The 18,393-nt window shown below is 74.6% G+C and carries 14 protein-coding genes and 1 tRNA gene; 7 read left to right on the top strand and 8 right to left on the bottom strand.

Annotation, left to right across the window (positions count from 1 at the left end; all coding sequences use genetic code 11):
- Positions 1-110: 110 nt before the first annotated feature.
- Positions 111-1,448, top strand: coding sequence for a choice-of-anchor A family protein (locus tag GJV82_RS12010; protein WP_155099401.1), 1,338 nt, complete (start codon positions 111-113; stop codon positions 1,446-1,448).
- Positions 1,449-1,532: 84 nt separating this feature from the next.
- Here the strand turns inward: GJV82_RS12010 and GJV82_RS12005 are convergent, their stop codons facing one another.
- The 3 genes from GJV82_RS12005 to GJV82_RS11995 form a co-directional block, all read right to left on the bottom strand.
- Positions 1,533-2,150: a pyroglutamyl-peptidase I gene (locus GJV82_RS12005; RefSeq protein WP_024840217.1), complete on the bottom strand. Its 618-nt coding sequence runs from the start codon at positions 2,148-2,150 to the stop codon at positions 1,533-1,535.
- Entirely contained in the window at positions 2,147-2,788 is a 642-nt protein-coding gene (gene coaE, locus GJV82_RS12000) for a dephospho-CoA kinase (RefSeq protein WP_024840216.1), read from the bottom strand. The genes GJV82_RS12005 and coaE overlap by 4 nt, the downstream gene beginning before the upstream one ends.
- A gap of 171 nt (positions 2,789-2,959) precedes the next feature.
- Positions 2,960-3,532, bottom strand: a complete 573-nt coding sequence (locus tag GJV82_RS11995; RefSeq protein ID WP_318657577.1) for a MarR family winged helix-turn-helix transcriptional regulator — start codon at positions 3,530-3,532, stop codon at positions 2,960-2,962.
- 155 nt (positions 3,533-3,687) lie between these two features.
- Between GJV82_RS11995 and GJV82_RS11990 the strand changes: the two genes are divergently transcribed.
- The gene (locus tag GJV82_RS11990; RefSeq protein WP_155099398.1) at positions 3,688-5,595 is read left to right on the top strand and encodes an ABC transporter ATP-binding protein; all 1,908 of its coding nucleotides are present in this window, start codon (positions 3,688-3,690) and stop codon (positions 5,593-5,595) included.
- A gap of 185 nt (positions 5,596-5,780) precedes the next feature.
- On the opposite strand, the gene rpsA is transcribed toward GJV82_RS11990, so the two are convergent.
- Both rpsA and GJV82_RS11980 read right to left on the bottom strand, forming a co-directional pair.
- Complete coding sequence (gene rpsA, locus GJV82_RS11985; RefSeq protein WP_155099397.1) at positions 5,781-7,259, bottom strand: 30S ribosomal protein S1; 1,479 nt, start codon at positions 7,257-7,259, stop codon at positions 5,781-5,783.
- A gap of 209 nt (positions 7,260-7,468) precedes the next feature.
- Positions 7,469-8,491, bottom strand: a complete 1,023-nt coding sequence (locus tag GJV82_RS11980) for a 6-phosphofructokinase (RefSeq protein WP_024840212.1) — start codon at positions 8,489-8,491, stop codon at positions 7,469-7,471.
- Positions 8,492-8,718: 227 nt separating this feature from the next.
- Here GJV82_RS11980 and GJV82_RS11975 point away from each other — a divergent pair, with 227 nt between their 5' ends.
- Positions 8,719-9,606, top strand: a complete 888-nt coding sequence (locus tag GJV82_RS11975; RefSeq protein WP_024840211.1) for a class I SAM-dependent methyltransferase — start codon at positions 8,719-8,721, stop codon at positions 9,604-9,606.
- Between the two features lie 10 nt (positions 9,607-9,616).
- On the opposite strand, the gene polA is transcribed toward GJV82_RS11975, so the two are convergent.
- Positions 9,617-12,322, bottom strand: a complete 2,706-nt coding sequence (gene polA, locus GJV82_RS11970) for a DNA polymerase I (protein WP_155099396.1) — start codon at positions 12,320-12,322, stop codon at positions 9,617-9,619.
- Positions 12,323-12,419: 97 nt separating this feature from the next.
- Between polA and GJV82_RS11965 the strand changes: the two genes are divergently transcribed.
- Complete coding sequence (locus GJV82_RS11965; RefSeq protein WP_034604059.1) at positions 12,420-12,803, top strand: hotdog fold thioesterase; 384 nt, start codon at positions 12,420-12,422, stop codon at positions 12,801-12,803.
- Between the two features lie 31 nt (positions 12,804-12,834).
- On the opposite strand, the gene GJV82_RS11960 is transcribed toward GJV82_RS11965, so the two are convergent.
- On the bottom strand, positions 12,835-13,500 hold the full coding sequence (locus GJV82_RS11960) for a GNAT family N-acetyltransferase (protein WP_155099395.1): 666 nt from the start codon (positions 13,498-13,500) through the stop codon (positions 12,835-12,837).
- A gap of 231 nt (positions 13,501-13,731) precedes the next feature.
- Positions 13,732-14,352, bottom strand: a complete 621-nt coding sequence (locus GJV82_RS11955; RefSeq protein ID WP_051471549.1) for an ANTAR domain-containing response regulator — start codon at positions 14,350-14,352, stop codon at positions 13,732-13,734.
- A 190-nt stretch (positions 14,353-14,542) separates the two neighbouring features.
- Here GJV82_RS11955 and GJV82_RS11950 point away from each other — a divergent pair.
- From GJV82_RS11950 to GJV82_RS11940, 3 genes are all read left to right on the top strand, one after another.
- Positions 14,543-14,616, top strand: a tRNA-Leu gene (locus tag GJV82_RS11950).
- 160 nt (positions 14,617-14,776) lie between these two features.
- A complete protein-coding gene (locus GJV82_RS11945) occupies positions 14,777-17,020 on the top strand; it encodes a glycoside hydrolase domain-containing protein (RefSeq protein ID WP_318657576.1) in 2,244 nt (747 codons plus the stop codon).
- Entirely contained in the window at positions 17,017-18,342 is a 1,326-nt protein-coding gene (locus GJV82_RS11940; RefSeq protein WP_155099394.1) for a glycosyltransferase, read from the top strand. Before GJV82_RS11945 ends, GJV82_RS11940 begins: the two co-directional genes overlap by 4 nt.
- The last annotated feature ends 51 nt before the right edge of the window (positions 18,343-18,393 follow it).

The raw sequence follows: 18,393 nt of genomic DNA, 5'->3' as shown, positions 1-18,393 counted from the left end.
CGACGTCCGCGGAGCACGGCACGACGACCGCGGCGCAGGCGACGACGTCTGCGGCGAGTTAGTCAGCACCGCTAGCGAACCGACGAAGCACTCGACCTGGAGCCCACACCATGCGCCTGCACCCCGCGCGCCCCCGCGGAACCGCCCTGCTCGCCGCCGTCGCTCTGACGACGGTCGGGCTCGCCGCTCCCGCGAGCGCCACGACCACCGTCGGCGCGGACGACGTCTGCGCCACCGACCCCACCACGCGTCCCGTCGGCGTGTACGAGCTCACCGCCGTGGAGGACAACGGCGTCGGGATCTGGGCGGGCGGCGGCCTCACGGTCACGACGGCGACGGAGCTCGAGGGTCGCGTCGTGGTCGGCGGCGACGCGGACCTCTCGGGCGCAGGCACGCTCAACGTCGGGACCGCCGGCGGCGGGGGCTCCGCAATCACGCCCGCGGGCGGGACCGACATGCTCGTCGTCGGCGGCGACCTCGCGACGGCGGCGAGCACCCAGGTGGGCCTCCACGCGTCGCGCGGGGGCAACGTCGTGGTCGGCGGGGCGGTCACGGGTCCGGCGCCGAGCACCGAGAGCGTGCACGGCCCGAGCGGGACCGTGACGCAGGGCGTGGGCCGCGCGACGGCGCTCGCCCCGTACGCGGACCTCCCCGCGCTCGCCGCCGGGATCGCGGCGGACGCGGCGGACGGCGCGGTCGCGGCGACGCCGACGGGCGGTGCGCTGACCGTCGAGGCCGGGGAGCGCTACGTGCTCACCGCGGACGCCGCCGCCACCCTGCGCGAGCTGCACGTCACCGGCACCGGCCCGGTGCTGCTCACGGTGACCGGCGAGGACGTGAGCGTCCCCGGCCTGACGTACGTCGCGTACGACGGCGTGCGGGTCTACCAGGCGACGCAGCACCTCGCGGCGCACTTCCTGTGGAGCTTCCCCGACGCGACGCACGTGCGGCTCGGCACGAACGACCAGTTCCCCGGGACCGTCGTGGTGCCGCGCGAGGACTCGACGCTCACGGTCGCGACGTCGACGAACGGCCGCGTTTTCGCGAACGGCGCCGTCGCCTACACCGGCGGTGCGGGCATCGAGCACCACAACTACCCGTTCGCCGGGCCGTGCGAGGCCACCCCGCTCGTCGAGGAGCCGAAGCCCGAGCCGTCCCCGGAGGGGCCGAACCCGGGCGAGGGCGTGACCGTGCCGCCGACGACGACCGCGGAGAACCCGCCCGCCGAGGAGCCCGGTGCGCCCACGGCGGAGGCGACGCCCGCCGCCGCGACCGGCGCGACGCCCACCGCGGCCGCGACGCCGACGGCGGTGCCCACCGGCGTGGCGTCGGACGGCGGCCTCGCGACGACCGGCGCGTCGGTCGCCGTGCTCGCGGTGGTGGCGGCCCTGCTGCTCGCGGCGGGCGCCACGATCCTCGTGGTCGCACGCCGACGCGCGGCGGCCTGACGACGGGCGCACGCGCGGGGGCCCGGCGGGCCGCACCTGCCAGGCCCCGTCGGGCCGTACCCTGCTGGACCCGCCGCGCGGGCCTCAGCTCTCGGTGCCCGCCGCGAGGACGGGCTCGGCGGCGCCCCGGAGCGCCTGGCGCACGACGGCCGCGACCGCCGCGACCTGGTCCTCGACCGGCACGGCGCCGGCGTCGGGGACGTGCACGAACCCGGCGCGCCGCCCGGGCGCGGCGCCCCAGCCGTGCTGGAGCGCGTAGAAGACGTCGTTGCAGACGTAGGTGCCAGCGGTGCTCGACACCTCGACGGGCACGCCCGCCTCGCGGACCGCGGCGAGCGACGCCTTGAGCGGGAGCGTCGAGAAGTAGCCGACCGGGCCGCCCGGCACGACCGGGACGTCGACGGGCTGCGCGCCCGCGTTGTCGGGGATCCGCGCGTCGCGCACGTTGACCGCCACGCGCTCGAGTCGCACGCGCGCGGACCCGCCCGCGAGCCCGAGCGCGACGACGACGTCGGGGTCGTGCTCGCGGATCGCGCCCTCGAGCGCCGGCCACGCGCCGTCGAACGTCACCGGGAGCCGGACGGCGACGACGCGCTCGCCGACGAGCTCCTCGCCACGCTCCGCGAGCCGGGCCGCGGTCTCCCACGAGGGGTTCGTCGCCGCCCCGTCGAAGGGCTCGAACCCGCTCACGACGACCGTCACGCCTCGTGCTCCTCGATCTCCGCGCGGACCTCGGCGTCGACCTCCGCGCGCACGCGCTCCCAGAGCGCGTCGACCTGCGCCCGGAGGGACTCCGGCGTCCCGGACCCGTCGAGGGTGACGTCGGCCGCCGCGAGGCGCGCGTCGTCGTCGGCCTGCGCCGCGAGGCGCGCACGGGCCTCACCCTCGTCCAGGCCGCGACCCTCGACGAGGCGCCGCACGCGCACGTCCGCGGGCGTGTGCACGACCACGACGCAGTGGAAGCGCGCCGGGTCGCCGGTCTCGACGAGGAGCGGGATGTCGTGCACCACGACGGCCCGGGGGTCGGCCGCGCCCGCCGCGGCCTCGCGCTCGGCCGCGAGCCGGCGCACCTCCGGGTGGACGATCGCGTTGAGGCGCTCGCGCGCGGCGTCGTCGCCGAAGACGAGCCGGCCGAGCGCCGCGCGGTCGAGGGTGCCGTCCGGCCCGAGCACGCCGGGCCCGAAGGCCTCGACGACCTCGTCCAGACCGACCGTGCCGGGCGCGACGGCGTCGCGCGCGAGCGTGTCGTAGTCGATGACGACGGCGCCGAGCTCGGCGAAGCGCGCCAGCGCGACGGACTTGCCCGCCGCGATCCCTCCGGTCAGGCCGATGCGAAACATGCGCTCCATCCTGCCAGCCGGCGGACGACCTCGCGCCGGGGTGCCCGGCTCGACCCGCTGCACCTCGGTCCCGCTCGGAGCACCCTCCTCGGCACGAGCGCGTCGAGCGGGCGGGCAGCCCTGCCTCACGCGCGCCCGGCGAGCGGCCCAGCCTCGCGCCCGTCGGGCTGCTCAGCCGCGCGCGTCGGCCGCAGCCGCACCCTTCTCGCCCTCCGGGCGGCCGCCCGGCGGCGCGCCCGGTCCGGCGCCGCGGTCGCCGTCGGCGCCCTCGCCCGCGACGACGCGCAGGAGGCGCAGGAGCTCTGCGCGTTCGGTGGCGTCGAGACGTGCGAGGAGGGTGCCCGCGCTGGACGAGCGCTCGGCCCCCACCTGCTCCACCACGTCGCGGCCCTGCGGGGTCAGCTCGACGAGCGTGGCGCGGCGGTCGTGCGGGTCGGGGGTGCGCCGGACGAGGCCGGCGCGCTCCGCGTCGTCGACCTTGGACGTCACCGAGCGCGGGGCGACGTCGAGCGCCGACGCGACCGCGCCGAGCCGGCACGGGCCGTCGCACCGGGCGAGGAAGCGCAGCATGCGGAACTGCCCGGGCGTGGTCCCGGCGGGCTCAAGCCGCTCGCTCGCCTCGCGCCGCACGCTGCGCAGCGCCGCGTGCAGGAGCGTGAGGAACTCCCCCGCCTCGTCGGACGGGGCCGTCTCGTCCGCCGTGCGCGCTCGGGTCGTGGCACGCTGGCTCGCATCGCTCGTCACGAGGCGAGCGTACCGGGGAATCCGGGACTTGTGGTATTGGCTCATTGTGAGGTAGACTCACTATCGTAGTCGCGCGAGCGGTCCACGAGACCGCGCCCGCCGGCAGGCTCACGGCCCCCGCGGACGACGCGCCCCTCCCCCACTCAGGAGGCCCCATGTCTTTCCCCTCATCCTTCCCCGGCTCCGGCGGCGGGCGCGGCATGCGCTCGTTCCGCCAGGACTCCACCGTCACCTCGCGACGCCTGCACCGCGGCACGATCCGCCGCGTCCTCGCGTTCGCCCGTCCCTACCGCCGCGCGCTCGCGGCGTTCCTCGTGCTCATCTCGATCGACGCGGCCGCCGGCGCCGTGACGCCGCTGCTGTTCCAGCGGATCATCGACGACGGCATCGCGGCCGGCGACGTCGGCGTCGTCGTCGCGCTCTCGCTCGTCGCCGCAGGCCTCGCCGTCCTCTCGGGCGGCCTCGGCGTCGCGCAGCGCTGGTTCTCCTCGCGCATCGGCGAGGGCCTCATCGTGGACCTGCGCACCGCCGTGTTCGACCACGTGCAGCGCATGCCCCTCGCGTTCTTCAGCCGCACCCGCACCGGCGCGCTCGTGCAGCGCCTCAACGGCGACGTGCTCGGCGCGCAGCAGGCCTTCACGTCGACCCTGTCGAACGTCTTCTCCAACCTGCTCACGGTCGTGTTCGTGCTCGCGGCGATGCTGTCCATGTCGTGGCAGCTCACGCTGCTCGCGCTCACGCTCCTGCCCGCGTTCGTCCTCCCCGCCCGGTGGGTGGGCAAGCGCCTCGCCGCGATCACGCGCGAGAGCTACGAGCTCAACGCCGAGGCGGCGCAGACCATGAACGAGCGGTTCAACGTCGCCGGGGCCCACCTCGTCAAGGTCTTCGGCGACCCGGGTCGCGAGTCGTCCCGCTTCGCCGCGCAGGCCCGCCGCGTGCGGGACATCGGCGTCAAGCAGGCGATGTACGGCACGGTGTTCCGCGTCGGACTCACGGTCGTCGCGTCCGTCGCGGTCGCGATCGTCTACGGCCTCGGCGGCGTCATGGCCATCTCCGGCACGCTCACCGTCGGCACCGTGGTCGCACTCACCGCCTACCTCGGGCGCCTCTACGGACCCCTCACCGCGATGTCCAACGTGCAGGTCGACGTCATGACCGCGCTCGTGAGCTTCGAGCGCGTGCTCGAGGTGCTCGACCTCGAGCCGACCGTCACCGACGCGCCCGACGCGACCGACCTCGCCGACGACATCGAGCGGCGGGGCGCGAGCCTCGAGCTCGACGGCGTGACGTTCCGCTACCCGAGCGCGTCGGAGGTGTCGCTCGCGTCGCTCGAGTCCGTCGCGGTCGAGGGCACCGACCCGACCACGGACACCCTGCGCGGCGTGTCGTTCTCCGTGCCCGCCGGCGCGATGGTCGCGCTCGTCGGGTCGTCCGGTGCGGGCAAGACCACCGTGTCCCAGCTCGTCACGCGCATGTACGACCCCACGGCGGGCCACGTGCGCATCGCCGGCCGCGACCTGCGCGAGGTCACGCAGGAGAGCCTGCACGACGCCGTCGGCGTCGTCACGCAGGAGGCCCACCTCTTCCACGACTCGATCGCCGAGAACCTCCGGTACGCGAAGCCCGACGCGAGCGACGCCGAGCTCGAGGCAGCGCTGCGGCGCGCGCACGTGTGGGACGTCGTCGCGGCCCTCCCGTCCGGGATGGACACCGTCGTCGGCGACCGCGGCTACCGGATGTCCGGCGGCGAGCGCCAGCGCCTCGCCATCGCCCGCGTGTTCCTCAAGGCGCCGCAGCTCGTCGTGCTCGACGAGGCGACGGCGCACCTCGACTCCGGCTCCGAGGCGGCCGTCCAGGCCGCGCTCGCGGAGGCGCTGCGCGGTCGCACGTCGCTCGTCATCGCGCACCGGCTCTCGACGGTCCGCGAGGCCGACCTCATCGTCGTGCTCGACGCGGGCGAGGTCGTCGAGACGGGCACGCACACCGAGCTGCTCGCCCGCGGCGGCCGCTACGCCGACCTCTACCGGACCCAGTTCGCCGAGTCCCCCGTGCCCGTCGCCTGACGCGAGCATGCGGTTACCTCCCGCCGAGCATGTGGTTGCCTCCCGTCACGGGCTCGTGGCGGGAGGCAACCACATGCTCGGCGGAGCGGGGGGCGTCATGACACGGCGAAGGCCCGCCACCCCGAGGGGTGGCGGGCCTTCGTGCGACCTGCGACGGTTCCGCCAGGCGGCGGAGCGTCAGGAGATCAGTTGCCGGTGAGCTTCTCGCGGAGCGCGGCGAGCGCCTCGTCCGACGCGAGCGTGCCCGTGGCCTCGGTGGCCGGGGCCGACGAGTAGGACGTGCTCGAGGACGACGAGCTCGAGGAGCCCGAGTCGCCCGACGCGGCGTCGAAGTCGGCCTTGACGGCCTCGGCGACCTGCTTGCGGTGCGCCTCCCAGCGCTCGTGGGCCTTGGCGTACTCCGCCTCCCACGCCTCGCGCTGCGCCTCGAAGCCCTCGAGCCACTCGTTGGTCTCCGGGTCGAAGCCCTCGGGGTACTTGTAGTTCCCCTGCTCGTCGTACTCGGCGGCCATGCCGTACAGCGCGGGGTCGAAGTCGTCCGACTCCGGGTCCACGCCCTCGTTGGCCTGCTTGAGCGAGAGCGAGATGCGGCGACGCTCGAGGTCGATGTCGATGACCTTGACGAACACCTCGTCACCGACGTTGACGACCTGCTCCGGCAGCTCGACGTGGCGGACGGCGAGCTCGGAGATGTGCACGAGACCCTCGATGCCGTCCTCGACGCGCACGAACGCACCGAACGGGACGAGCTTGGTGACCTTGCCCGGCACGACCTGACCGATCGCGTGGGTCCGGGCGAACGTCTGCCACGGGTCCTCCTGCGTCGCCTTGAGCGACAGCGAGACGCGCTCGCGGTCGAAGTCGACGTCCAGGACCTCGACCGTGACCTCCTGGCCGACCTCGACGACCTCGGACGGGTGGTCGATGTGCTTCCAGGACAGCTCGGAGACGTGCACGAGACCGTCGACGCCGCCGAGGTCCACGAACGCACCGAAGTTGACGATCGAGGAGACGACACCGGGGCGCACCTGGCCCTTCTGCAGCGTCTGCAGGAAGGTGGAGCGGACCTCGGACTGCGTCTGCTCGAGCCACGCACGGCGCGAGAGGACGACGTTGTTGCGGTTCTTGTCGAGCTCGATGATCTTCGCCTCGATCTCCTTGCCGACGTACGGCTGGAGGTCGCGGACGCGACGCATCTCCACCAGGGAGGCCGGGAGGAAGCCACGGAGGCCGATGTCGAGGATGAGACCACCCTTGACGACCTCGATGACGGTGCCGGTGACGACGCCGTCCTCCTCCTTGATCTTCTCGATCGTGCCCCAGGCGCGCTCGTACTGGGCGCGCTTCTTGGACAGGATCAGACGGCCTTCCTTGTCCTCCTTCTGGAGGACGAGGGCCTCGACCGCGTCGCCGACGTTGACGACCTCACCGGGGTCCACGTCGTGCTTGATGGACAGCTCGCGGGAGGGGATGACGCCCTCGGTCTTGTAGCCGATGTCGAGGAGGACCTCGTCGCGGTCCACCTTGACGATCGTGCCTTCGACGATGTCGCCGTCGTTGAAGTACTTGATGGTCGCGTCAACGGCGGCGAGGAAGTCCTCCTCGGTGCCGATGTCGTTGACGGCAACCTGGGGTGCGGACTTCGCGGGGGTAGAGATGGTCATTGAGTTCGATGCTCCGATGCGGACAGGTGTAGTCGAGCGGGTAGGGTTCTCGGCGCACCGCCCCCCGACGCCCCGGTGCGGCGACGTCCTGGTGGTCGTCGTGGTCCGGGATGAAGGCAGGCGCAATGCACCGGCGTCCACCTTATCCGCGTGTCACCCCGCGGGTCAACGCGGCCGCGTGCGCCGCGGCCGGCGCACGCGGCAGGGCGTCAGGCGAGCACGCGCGCGACGCGCAGCAGCTCCTCCGGGACCCGCTTGGGGCGGCCCGCGACCTCCGCGAGAGGGACGAGCTCGACGCGCTCCCCGCGCAGCGCCGTCATGACCCCCGACGTCCCCGCGCTCACGGCGTCGACGGCCGCCACCCCGAACCGGCTCCCGAGGATGCGGTCGGTGGGCGTCGGCTCGCCGCCGCGCTGCACGTGGCCGAGCACGGTGAGGCGCGTGTCGAACCCGGTGCGCTCCGCGATCTCGGCGCTCACGCGCTCGCCGACCGACCCGGCGACGATCTCCCCGAACCGCCCGAGCTGCTGCGTGAACTCCATCGACCCCTCGCGCGGCACGGCGCCCTCCGCGACCACGACGATCGAGAAGTTCGCGTGCGCGCGGTGGCGGTGGCGCAGGAACTTGACGACCTGGTCGATGTCGAACGGCTCCTCCGGCGCGAGCACGACCTCGGCGCCGCCGGCGATGCCCGCGTTGACGGCGATCCAGCCCGCGTGGCGGCCCATGACCTCGACGACCATGACGCGGTTGTGGCTCTCCGCCGTCGTGTGCACGCGGTCGAGCGCCTCGGTCGCGATGTTCACGGCCGTGTGGAACCCGATGGACAGGTCCGTGCCCTCGACGTCGTTGTCGATGGTCTTGGGGATCGCGACGATCTTCACGCCCGCCTCCGCGACGCGGCTCGCGGCGTGGAGCGTGCCGTCCCCGCCGATGCAGATGAGCGCGTCGAGACGCTCCGCCTCGACCGTCGCGAGGACGGCGTCCATGCTGCCGTCCTCCTGTCGCGGGTGGAACCGCGCCGTCCCGAGGAGCGTGCCGCCGACCGGCAGGACGTTGCGGATGTCCTGGCGACCGAGCGGGTGCACGTCGCCGTCGACGACGCCGCGCCACCCGTTGCGGAAGCCGATGATCGTGTGCCCGTACTCCCCCGTCCCCTGCTTGACCACGGCCCGGATCGCCGCGTTCAGCCCGGGGCAGTCGCCTCCGCCGGTGAGAAGTCCGATGCGCACCGATGTTCCTCCGTCTCGTCGTCGTCGCGCGTCCTCGCGCACGCGCCCGGCGTCGACGGAGGCACCGACCTCCGCGGCGCCGCGTCAGCGTCAACCCTAGTCATCGCCGCGACGCAGGTCATCGTCCGTCCCGGTCCTCGGGCAGGCCGACGACCAAGGTCCCGGTCCTGGGGGCCGTGCGGCGCGCACGGGACCTGCCGCGCCCGCGCGACCGGGACAATGGCCGCATGAGCGCACCCTCCTCGCCAGCACCGCACGAGCCGGCCGCGCCCGGTGCGGCAGGGCACGAGCCCGGACCCCACGCGACCGCGCCGGGGCCGACGGCGGACGCGGGCTACCGGGACGTCCCGGCCACCGAGGGTGGGCGCGCGGGCCGCGCGTGGTGGGACGCCAACGCCCACGAGTACCTCGACGAGCACGGGGCGTTCCTCGGCGCCGCCGACTTCTGCTGGTGCCCGGAGGGCCTGCGCGAGCGCGACGCGCGCCTGCTCGGCGACGTCGCCGGGCGTCGCGTGCTCGAGGTCGGGGCGGGCGCGGCCCAGTGCTCGCGGTGGCTCGCGACGCAGGGAGCCCGCGTGGTGGCCACGGACGTGTCCGGCGGGATGCTCGCGGCCGGGGCGGCGCTCGACCGGGCGACCGGCGTCCGGGTGCCGATGGTGCAGGCCGACGCCCGGAGGCTCCCCTTCGCGGACGCGACGTTCGACGTCGCGTTCACGTCGTTCGGCGCGATCCCGTTCGTGCCCGACGCCGACGCCGTCCACCGCGAGGTCGCGCGCGTGCTGCGCCCGGGCGGCACGTGGACGTTCTCGGTGACGCACCCGACCCGGTGGGCGTTCCCCGACGACCCGAGCGAGCACGGGCTCACCGCGAACCGCTCGTACTACGACAGGCGCCCGTACGTCGAGACCGACGCCGCGGGACGTGTCGTGTACGCCGAGTACCACCGCACGCTGGGCGACCACGTGCGCGAGGTCGTCGCCGCGGGCCTGGAGCTGCACGACGTCGTCGAGCCGGAGTGGCCTGCGGGCAACACCGAGGTGTGGGGCGGGTGGGGCCCCGTGCGCGGCGCCTACCTGCCCGGCACGGCGATCTTCCGCACGCGCCTGCCGGGCTGACCCCCGGGCGTCAGTGGCCGGCGTCGTGCCACGTGGCGCCGACGCCCACCGACACGTCGAGCGGCACGTCGAGGTCCGCGGCGGCGCCCATCTGCGTGCGCAGCACCTCCTCGACCGCGTCGCGCTCGCCCGGCGCGACCTCGACCACGAGCTCGTCGTGCACCTGCAGCAGGAGCCGCGACCGCAGCCCGCGCTCGTCGACCGCGCGCTGCACGTTGAGCATCGCGACCTTGATGATGTCCGCCGCGCTGCCCTGGATGGGGGCGTTGAGCGCCATGCGCTCGGCCATCTGGCGTCGCTGGCGGTTGTCGCTCGTGAGGTCGGGCAGGTAGCGCCGGCGGCCGAGGATCGTCGCGGTGTACCCGGTCGCGCGCGCCTCGTCGACGACACCGGTGAGGTAGTCCCGCACGCCGCCGAAGCGCTCGAAGTAGTCGTCCATGAGCTTCTGCGCCTCGCCCACCTCGATGGTGAGCTGCTGCGAGAGCCCGAACGCCGACAGCCCGTACGCGAGTCCGTAGGACATCGCCTTGATCTTCGAGCGCATCGCGGGCGTGACCTCGGCCGCGGGGACCTCGAAGACGCGCGAGCCGACGTAGGAGTGCAGGTCCTCGCCCGAGCGGAACGCCTCGATGAGGCCCTCGTCGCCGGAGAGGTGCGCCATGATGCGCATCTCGATCTGGCTGTAGTCCGCCGTCATGAGCGTCTCGTAGCCCTCGCCCACGACGAACGCGCGCCGGATCCGGCGCCCCGCCTCCGTGCGGATCGGGATGTTCTGCAGGTTGGGGTCCGTCGAGCTGAGGCGGCCCGTCGCCGCGATCGTCTGCTGGAAGGTCGTGTGGATCCGGCCGTCGTCGGCGACCGACTTGAGCAGGCCCTCGACCGTCTGGCGCAGGCGCGACGCGTCACGGTGCGCGAGCAGGTGCTCGAGGAACGGGTGCTGCGTCTTGGCGAACAGGTCCGCGAGCGCCGCGGCGTCCGTCGTGTACCCCGTCTTGATCTTCTTCGTCTTCGGCATGCCGAGCTGGTCGAACAGGACCTCCTGGAGCTGCTTCGGCGAACCCAGGTTCACCTCCCGCCCGATCACGGCGTACGCCTCGCCCGCCGCCGTGGCGACGAGGTCCCCGAAGTGCTGCTCGAGCTCGCGCAGGTACTCGACGTCGGCCGCGATGCCGCGCTGCTCCATGCGCGCGAGCACCCCGGACAGCGGGAGCTCGAGGTCGGTGAGGAGCGTCGTGGCGCCGCGGTCCTCGAGCTCGCCCGCGAGGACGTCCCCGAGCTGCGCGACCGCGAGCGCGCGCACGGCGTCGCGCTCCTGCTCGCCGCCCCCGTCGAGCGAGAGGTCGAGCGCGCCCTGCGCGTCGCTGCCCGACTCGGTGTCCGGGCGCAGCTCGCGGTGCAGGTGCCGCACGACGAGGTCGCCGAGGTCGTAGCCGCGCTGGTCCGGGTGGCACAGGTACGCCGCGAGCTCGGTGTCGAACGTGACGCCCGCGAGGTCGTACCCGCGCGCGGCGAGCTCGTGCCACGCCGCCTTCGCGCCGTGCACGACCTTGGGCCGCGCGGGATCCGCGAGCCACGCGGCGAGCGCCTCGTCGTCGGCGCCCGCGACCTCCGCGAGCTCGAGGGCGACGGCCGCACCCGCGTCGTCGGACAGGGCGAGGCCCCACGCGTCGCCGCCGCCGCGGACGGCCTTGCCGGCGACCTCGACGCCCAGGCGCCGGTCGCCGTGCTCGGCGAGCCACGCGCCGAGCCCGCCCGGCAGGACGTCGGCGACGTCGACGTCGAACCCGGCCTCCGCCTCGACCTCGCCCTCGGGCGCGATCGCGAAGAGGCGGTCGCGCAGGACGCGGAACTCGAGCGCGTCGAGGACCCGGTGGACGGCCTCGCGGTCCCACGGGCGCGCGGCGAGGTCGTCGGGCCCGACGGGGAGCTCGAGGTCGCGCAGGAGCGCGTTGAGCTGCCGGTTGAGACGCACCTGCTCGAGGTGCGCGCGCAGGTTCTCCCCCGCCTTGCCCTTGATCTCGTCGGCGTGGTCGAGCAGGCCGTCGAGGTCGCCGTAGGCGTTGATCCACTTGGCCGCCGTCTTGGGGCCGACCCCCGGGATGCCCGGCAGGTTGTCCGACGTCTCGCCCACGAGCGCGGCGAGGTCGGGGTAGCGCTCGGGCGGCACCCCGTACTTCTCGACGACGGCCGCGGCGTCCATGCGCGCGAGCTCCGACACGCCCTTCTTGGGGTAGAGCACCGTCACGTCCGGGCCCACGAGCTGGAACGAGTCGCGGTCGCCCGAGCAGACGAGCACCTCCATCCCCGCGGCCGCGCCCTGCGTGGCGAGCGTCGCGAAGATGTCGTCGGCCTCGTAGCCCTCGCGCTCGAGCGTGGGGATGTTCAGCGTCTCGAGGATCTCCTTGATGAGCGGCACCTGGCCGCGGAACGGCTCGGGAGTGGACTCGCGCGTGCCCTTGTAGCTCGGGAGGATCTCGGTGCGGAAGGACTGGCGCCCGGCGTCGAACGCGACCGCGACGTGCGTCGGCTCCTCGTCGCGCAGCAGGTTGATGAGCATCGACGTGAAGCCGTAGACCGCGTTGGTGTGCTGCCCCGTCGTCGTCGAGAAGTTCTCCGCCGGGAGCGCGAAGAACGCGCGGTAGGCCATGGAGTGTCCGTCGATGAGCAGGAGGCGGGGTCGCGCGGAGGTCGTCACGGGTGCCAACCTATCGCCCATGACCGACACGCACGGCCTCGACCCCGAGGCCCGGCCCGCCGGGCCCGCCGCCGACGCCCCGCCCAGCCCCGACGTCCCCCGCCACGCCTACGAGGCCATGGGCCTGCGCACCGAGGGCACCCTCATCGAGCGCATGGGGATCGAGCTGGAGGAGGTGGGCGCGGAGCGCGTCACGGCGCGGATGCCCGTCGCGGGCAACACGCAGCCGGCGGGACTGCTGCACGGCGGCGCGTCGGTCGTGCTCGCGGAGACGCTCGGCTCGATCGCCGCGCAGCTGCACGGCGGACCCGGCCGCGCCGCGGTGGGCATCGAGGTCAACGCGACGCACCACCGGGGCGTGCGCGACGGGTGGGTGCACGGGGAGGCGGTCGCGGTCCACCGCGGGCGCACCACCGCGAGCTACGAGATCGTCGTGTCCGACGACGCGGGCCGGCGCGTGTGCACGGCGCGCCTCACGTGCATGATCCTCGCCACGGGCTGACCGGAGGGCGCCGGCCGGCGGGCGGGCCTGCTCAGCCGGGCAGCGTCTCGCGCGTCTCGGCCGGCGTCACCACGCCCGCGCGACGGCTGTACTCGGCCTGGAAGTCGCGCAGGTCGACCGGCCCGGACATGGTCTCGGTCCGGGCGCGGCGGCGGCGGGCGATGAGGTCCTCGAGCGAGCGCGCACCGCGGCGCGCGGGCGCGAGGTCGGCCGCGAGGCGGCGCTGCAGCACCGCGGTCGAGACGACGCGGTGCCCGGCCACGGGGCCGAAGCCGAGCCGCGCGAGGAAGCGCTGCACCCCACGCGACCCGGGGATCGGGACGGAGTAGACGTGCGTCGCCCCGGAGGAGGCGGCGAGGTCGGCCGTCGCGCTGAGCAGCGCGTGGCCCACGCCGCGCCGGCGCGCGTCCTCGCCCACGTAGACGGCCTCGACGTAGAGGCTGGGCTCGTCGGCGAACAGGTGCGGCTCGAGCACGCGCGCGAGGACGAAGCCGACGGGACGGCCGTCGTGCAGGGCGACGAGCACGTTGCCCCCGGGGAGCGTGAGCAGGACCGACAGGTGCCGGACGAGGCGGTCCTCGTCGGGCGCGCAGATCTGCGCCCCGGACGCCGACTCGCGCCGTGCCTCCGAGCACAGCACGGCGATACCCGGCAGGTCGTCACCGACCGCTGGCCTGACCTCCACTGCTGGGCGCACTGCGCTCCTCCTCGTTCGCACCGTGGGACCGGCGGCACCGAGGGACGTGGGGCGTGATGTGGTCCACGTCGCTCGGACAGCGCCGTCGGCCGTCGACTGAGCACTACGTGGCGACCGTGTTCACCGCCCCGGAACGACTGGACGCCAGTCCAAGACGATAGCCCGCCCGGAGCGGCGTGACAAAGGTCCTGCTCAGGACCTCGCGCGACGCACCGGGCGCGCCGGGGCGGCTCAGGCGCCGCCGACCTGCTCGATGACGGCGTCCGCGACCTCGCGCATGGTGAGGCGGCGGTCCATCGACGTCTTCTGGATCCAGCGGAACGACTCCGGCTCCGACAGGCCCATCTTCGTCATGAGCAGACCCTTCGCGCGGTCGACCCGCTTGCGCGTCTCGAAGCGCTCCGCGAGGTCCGCGACCTCGGACTCGAGCGCCGTGATCTGCGAGTAGCGCGAGATCGCGATCTCGACCGCGGGCAGCAGGTCCGCCGGCGTGAACGGCTTGACCACGTAGGCCATCGCCCCCGCGTCGCGCGCCCGCTCGACGAGCTCGGCCTGCGAGAACGCGGTGAGCAGGACGACCGGCGCGGCGTGCGCCTTGCCGATCTGCTCGGCCGCGGAGATGCCGTCGAGCTCGGGCATCTTCACGTCCATGACGACGACGTCCGGCTTGAGCTCGAGCGCCAGCTTCACCGCCGTCGCGCCGTCGCCGGCCTCGCCGACGACCTCGAAGCCCGCGTCCCGCAGCGTCTCGACGACGTCGAGACGGATCAGGGCCTCGTCCTCCGCGACGACGGCGCGGCGCGCGGGACGGCCCGACGGTGCGGGGGTCGCTGCGGGCTCGGGCTCGATCATCGGGGGCAGGTCGAGCGGCTGCTTGTCCTCGGGCTGCGCTGTCTGGTCACTCACGGGACTCATCGTAGTGCGCCGCACCGGGCGCCGCCCCGCGTTTCGCCCTCCGAGGAGTGTGATTCTCGTGAAGGCGCGGGCGTGTGGTTCGATGGTGCACGCGCGACGGACCCGTCGGACGACGTCCTCGCGCGCGGCCCCGGTAGCCCAACCGGCAGAGGCGTTCGGCTCAAACCCGATCCAGTGTGGGTTCGAATCCCACCCGGGGCACCCCTCGTCACCCGGCCGTCGGTCGCGCGGCTCGCGCACGGCCGCCGTCGAGCACCGCCCGGACCGTCACGCACCCGGAAGCGGGCGGAAACACGGACGACACACCCCGCGCCTAGCGTCCCGAGCAGGGGCGCGCCCGGACGCCCGCCGGGAGGTGACGGTGCTCGAGGACGTGGACCCGTTCGTCGGCACGGCCGCGACCGACCTCCCGCCGCCGACCGGGCTCGCGGCCACGTGGTGGTCGCCCAAGCCCCTCGTCGGCAACACGCACCCGGGGGCGACCTACCCGCTGGGCATGGTCTCCGCGTGCGCCTACTCGGGCGCCTACCCGACGGGGTACGGCCGCTACGACCTCAGCACCGAGGGCGTGCCCTCGACGCTCTTCGACAATCCCGTCGCGTCCGGGTTCACGCACTTCCAGCAGTCCGGCACGGGCGCGATCCGCAAGTACTACAACTACGTGCGCGTCACGCCCATGCTCGAGCCGCTCGACGCGCTCGGGGCGCGGTGGGACCTGCTCGACGAGGAGGCGTCCCCCGGCCGGTACGCGGCGACGCTGGGCAACGGCGTGCGGTGCGAGATCACCGTCGGTCCCAAGAGCGCGGTGCACCGCTACACGTTCCCTGCGCACGCGGACGCGCGGCTCGTCGTCGACCTGTCGCTCGGGGGGCTCGCGATCGCGCACGGCGCCACGGTCCCGCTGCGGGCCCACCTCGCGACGCTCGGCCCGGGGACCGCGGCGGGCGAGGTCGTCGTGGAGGGAGCGCCCCTCGCCGTCCATGTCGAGTGCGACGCGCACCGCTGGCGGCAGATGCTCTGGTACGACCGCCGCCTCATGCCGGGCAGCACGCGCCTCGACCTCGGGGGCATCCGGCCCACGACGCTCCGGCCGTTCGGGCTGCTGTGGGCCGGCCCGACGACGGCGGGCCAGGTCGTCGAGGTCCGGCTCGGCTTCTCGCTGCGCGGGCCCGGCCAGGCGCGCACCAACCTCGCCGCCGACTGCGGCCCTGGCCCGGCGTCTTTCGACGCGCGGCACGCGGCCACGACCCGGGCGTGGGACGAGCACCTCGGCCGGATCGAGGTCGAGTGCCCGGACCCGGCGCGCCGCTCGGTGTTCGCGACGGCGCTCTACCACGCGTTGCTCAAGCCGTGCCTCGCGCCCGGCGAGAGCCCGTTCTGGCCCGGCGACACCCCGTTCGCGTTCGACCTGTCGACGATGTGGGACGTCTACCGCACGCAGCTCCCGCTGCTCACGACGTTCTGGCCGGACCGCGCCGTCGAGCTCGCGACGGCCCTGCTGCACGTCTGCGAGGAGGAGGGGAACTTCCCGATCGGGTACCGGATGGCGCGGGGCGCCGACCGGTTCTCGCGCCAGGCGAGCGCGCTCGCCCAGACGTTCCTCGCGGACCTGTGCGCGCTCGACGCGCCCGGCGTCGACTGGGACTGGGCGCTCGTGCACATGCACAACGACCTGCGGCGCACCTACGGCGAGGACTACCTCCTGCACGGCGTGGCGCACCCGGTCAGCCACACGCTCGACCTCGCGTTCGGCTACTGGTGCACCGGGCGCGTCGCGCGCCGCGTGGGCGACCACGCGCTCGCCGACGAGCTCGCGCGGTACGCGCGCGGCTGGACCGCCGCGTTCGACCCCGCGACCGGGCTCCTGCGCGACTCGACGTTCTACGAGGGCGGGCGGTGGAACTACTCGTTCCGGCTCGTGCACGACATGGCGGGGCGGATCGCGCTCGCGGGCGGCGACGAGGCGTTCGTCGCGCTGCTCGACCGCTTCTTCGGGTTCGGCGCGGCGCCGGTGGTCCAGCCGGGCGAGCGGCCGGACGCGGCCGAGATGGCCGCCGGGTATGCACTCGACCGCTTCGAGGGCCTGAACAACGAGCCCGACATGGACGCGCCCTGGGCCTACCACTACGCGGGCCGGCCCGACCGGACGGCGGAGGTCGTGCACGGCGTGGTGCACCAGCGCTTCGGCACCGGGCCGGGCGGTCTGCCGGGCAACGACGACTCCGGCGCGCTCAGCTCCTGGTACGTCTGGGCGTCCCTCGGGCTGTTCCCCGTCGCCGGGCAGTCCCTCTTCCTCGTCAACGCACCGTCCTTCGCCGAGTCCCACCTGCACGTGCCGGGCGGCGTGCTGACGGTCGAGACCACCGGCTTCGCCGAGCCCGGACCCGGCACCTCGCCCCGGTACGTCCGCGCCGCGTGGCTCGACGGGCAGCCCCTCGACCGGACCTGGCTCCCCGCCGCGCGCGTGCGCCGCGGCGGACGCCTGCTCCTCGAGCTCGGCCCCGAACCCGCCGGGTGGGGAACCGCGCCCGAGCACCGACCGCCGTCGTACCCCGACGGGACCGCAGCACCCCACCCGACCGACCCGACCTCGGAGACGCCATGACCCTCACGCCCCACGCCGCCCCGCGCCGCCTCGTCGTCGTCGTGCGCGCCGACCCCGTGATCTGCGGCCACTCCGGGGAGGCGCGCAACCTCGCCGAGGCCGCCCTGCGCCAGGGCTTCACCGAGGTCCGGATCGTCACCTGGCCCGTCGAGCGCCTCGCGACCGCCGGCCTCCCGCTCAAGCCCCTCGACTCGGTGCTGCCCTACAGCCCCGGCATCGAGGTCGAGCGGCCGGAGCCCGTCGGGGACGACAAGGTGCCCGACGGCCGGTACCTCGCCGGGCTCACCGGCCGCCTCGTCGAGCTGTTCACGGACGGCGTGCCCACCGTCTGCCTGTCGCTCTACCTCAGCCCCCACACGACCGCCGTGACCGACGCCGTCCGCGTCGCCCGGAGCACCGGGCTGCCCGTCGAGGTCGCGACCGTCGCGGAGGCGGTCGGCTCCGACGTGACGAACGTCGTCCGCTCGTGCGTCGCGGAGGGGCGGTTCGGCGCCGCCGCGCACGTCCTCGCGGGCTACCTCGCGAACGACCTGTGCGTCGCCGTCTCGCGGTACACGCGCGACCTCCTCGTCGCGTGCGCGCGCCAGGTCGACGACCGGCACGGCACGTTCTTCGCCGAGCAGTGCGCGGAGCGCGTCCAGGTGTCCTACCCCGCGATCGACACGAGCGCGTACACCGACCTCGACCCGGCGGTCACGCACGACGTGCTCGCGCGGCGCGGGCTCGACGACCGGCCCTACGTGCTCTTCCTCTCGCGTCTGGCCGCGGCGAAGGGCGTCGACGACCTCGTCGACGGCTTCGCCCGCTCGTCGGCCGCGAGCGGTGCCCGGCTCGTCGTCGCGGGGCGCGGTCCGGCCGAGGCCCAGCTCCGCGCCCGCGCCGCCGCGAGCACGGCCGCCAACCGCGTCGTCTTCCTCGACGACGTCGACGACGCCACGAAGCCGCACCTCATGGCCGGCAGCGCCGCGTTCGTCCTGCCGAGCAAGCCGCGCCCCGAGTTCGTCGAGACCTTCGGCATCGCGCTCGCGGAGGCGATGCTCGCGGGCGGCGGACCGGTCGTCACGACCGACACGGGTGGCATCGGCGAGGCCGTCGGGCCGCACGCGACGATCGTCCCGCCGCGCTCCCCCGCCGCGATCGCCCGCGCGCTCGACGACGTCCTCGCGCTCGACGACGACGCCCGGCGGTCCCGCGCCGCCGCGGCCCGCGCCTACGCGCTGCAGTTCGACCGGACCGCCGTGCTCGACGCGATGCTCGCGCGCCTCGCCACCGCGCCCACGGCCCCGCGGTGGGTCAGCGACCTGCGCCCCGTGCGGGCGTGAGCGCGCCCCGGGCCGTGCCGGCCCGCGGCGCGGCCGGGCCGTACCGCGCGA

The sequence above is a fragment of the Cellulosimicrobium composti genome (genome assembly GCF_009711085.1).
GTDB lineage: Bacteria > Actinomycetota > Actinomycetes > Actinomycetales > Cellulomonadaceae > Cellulosimicrobium > Cellulosimicrobium composti.
This window is presented reverse-complemented; position numbering and strand designations above follow the sequence as displayed.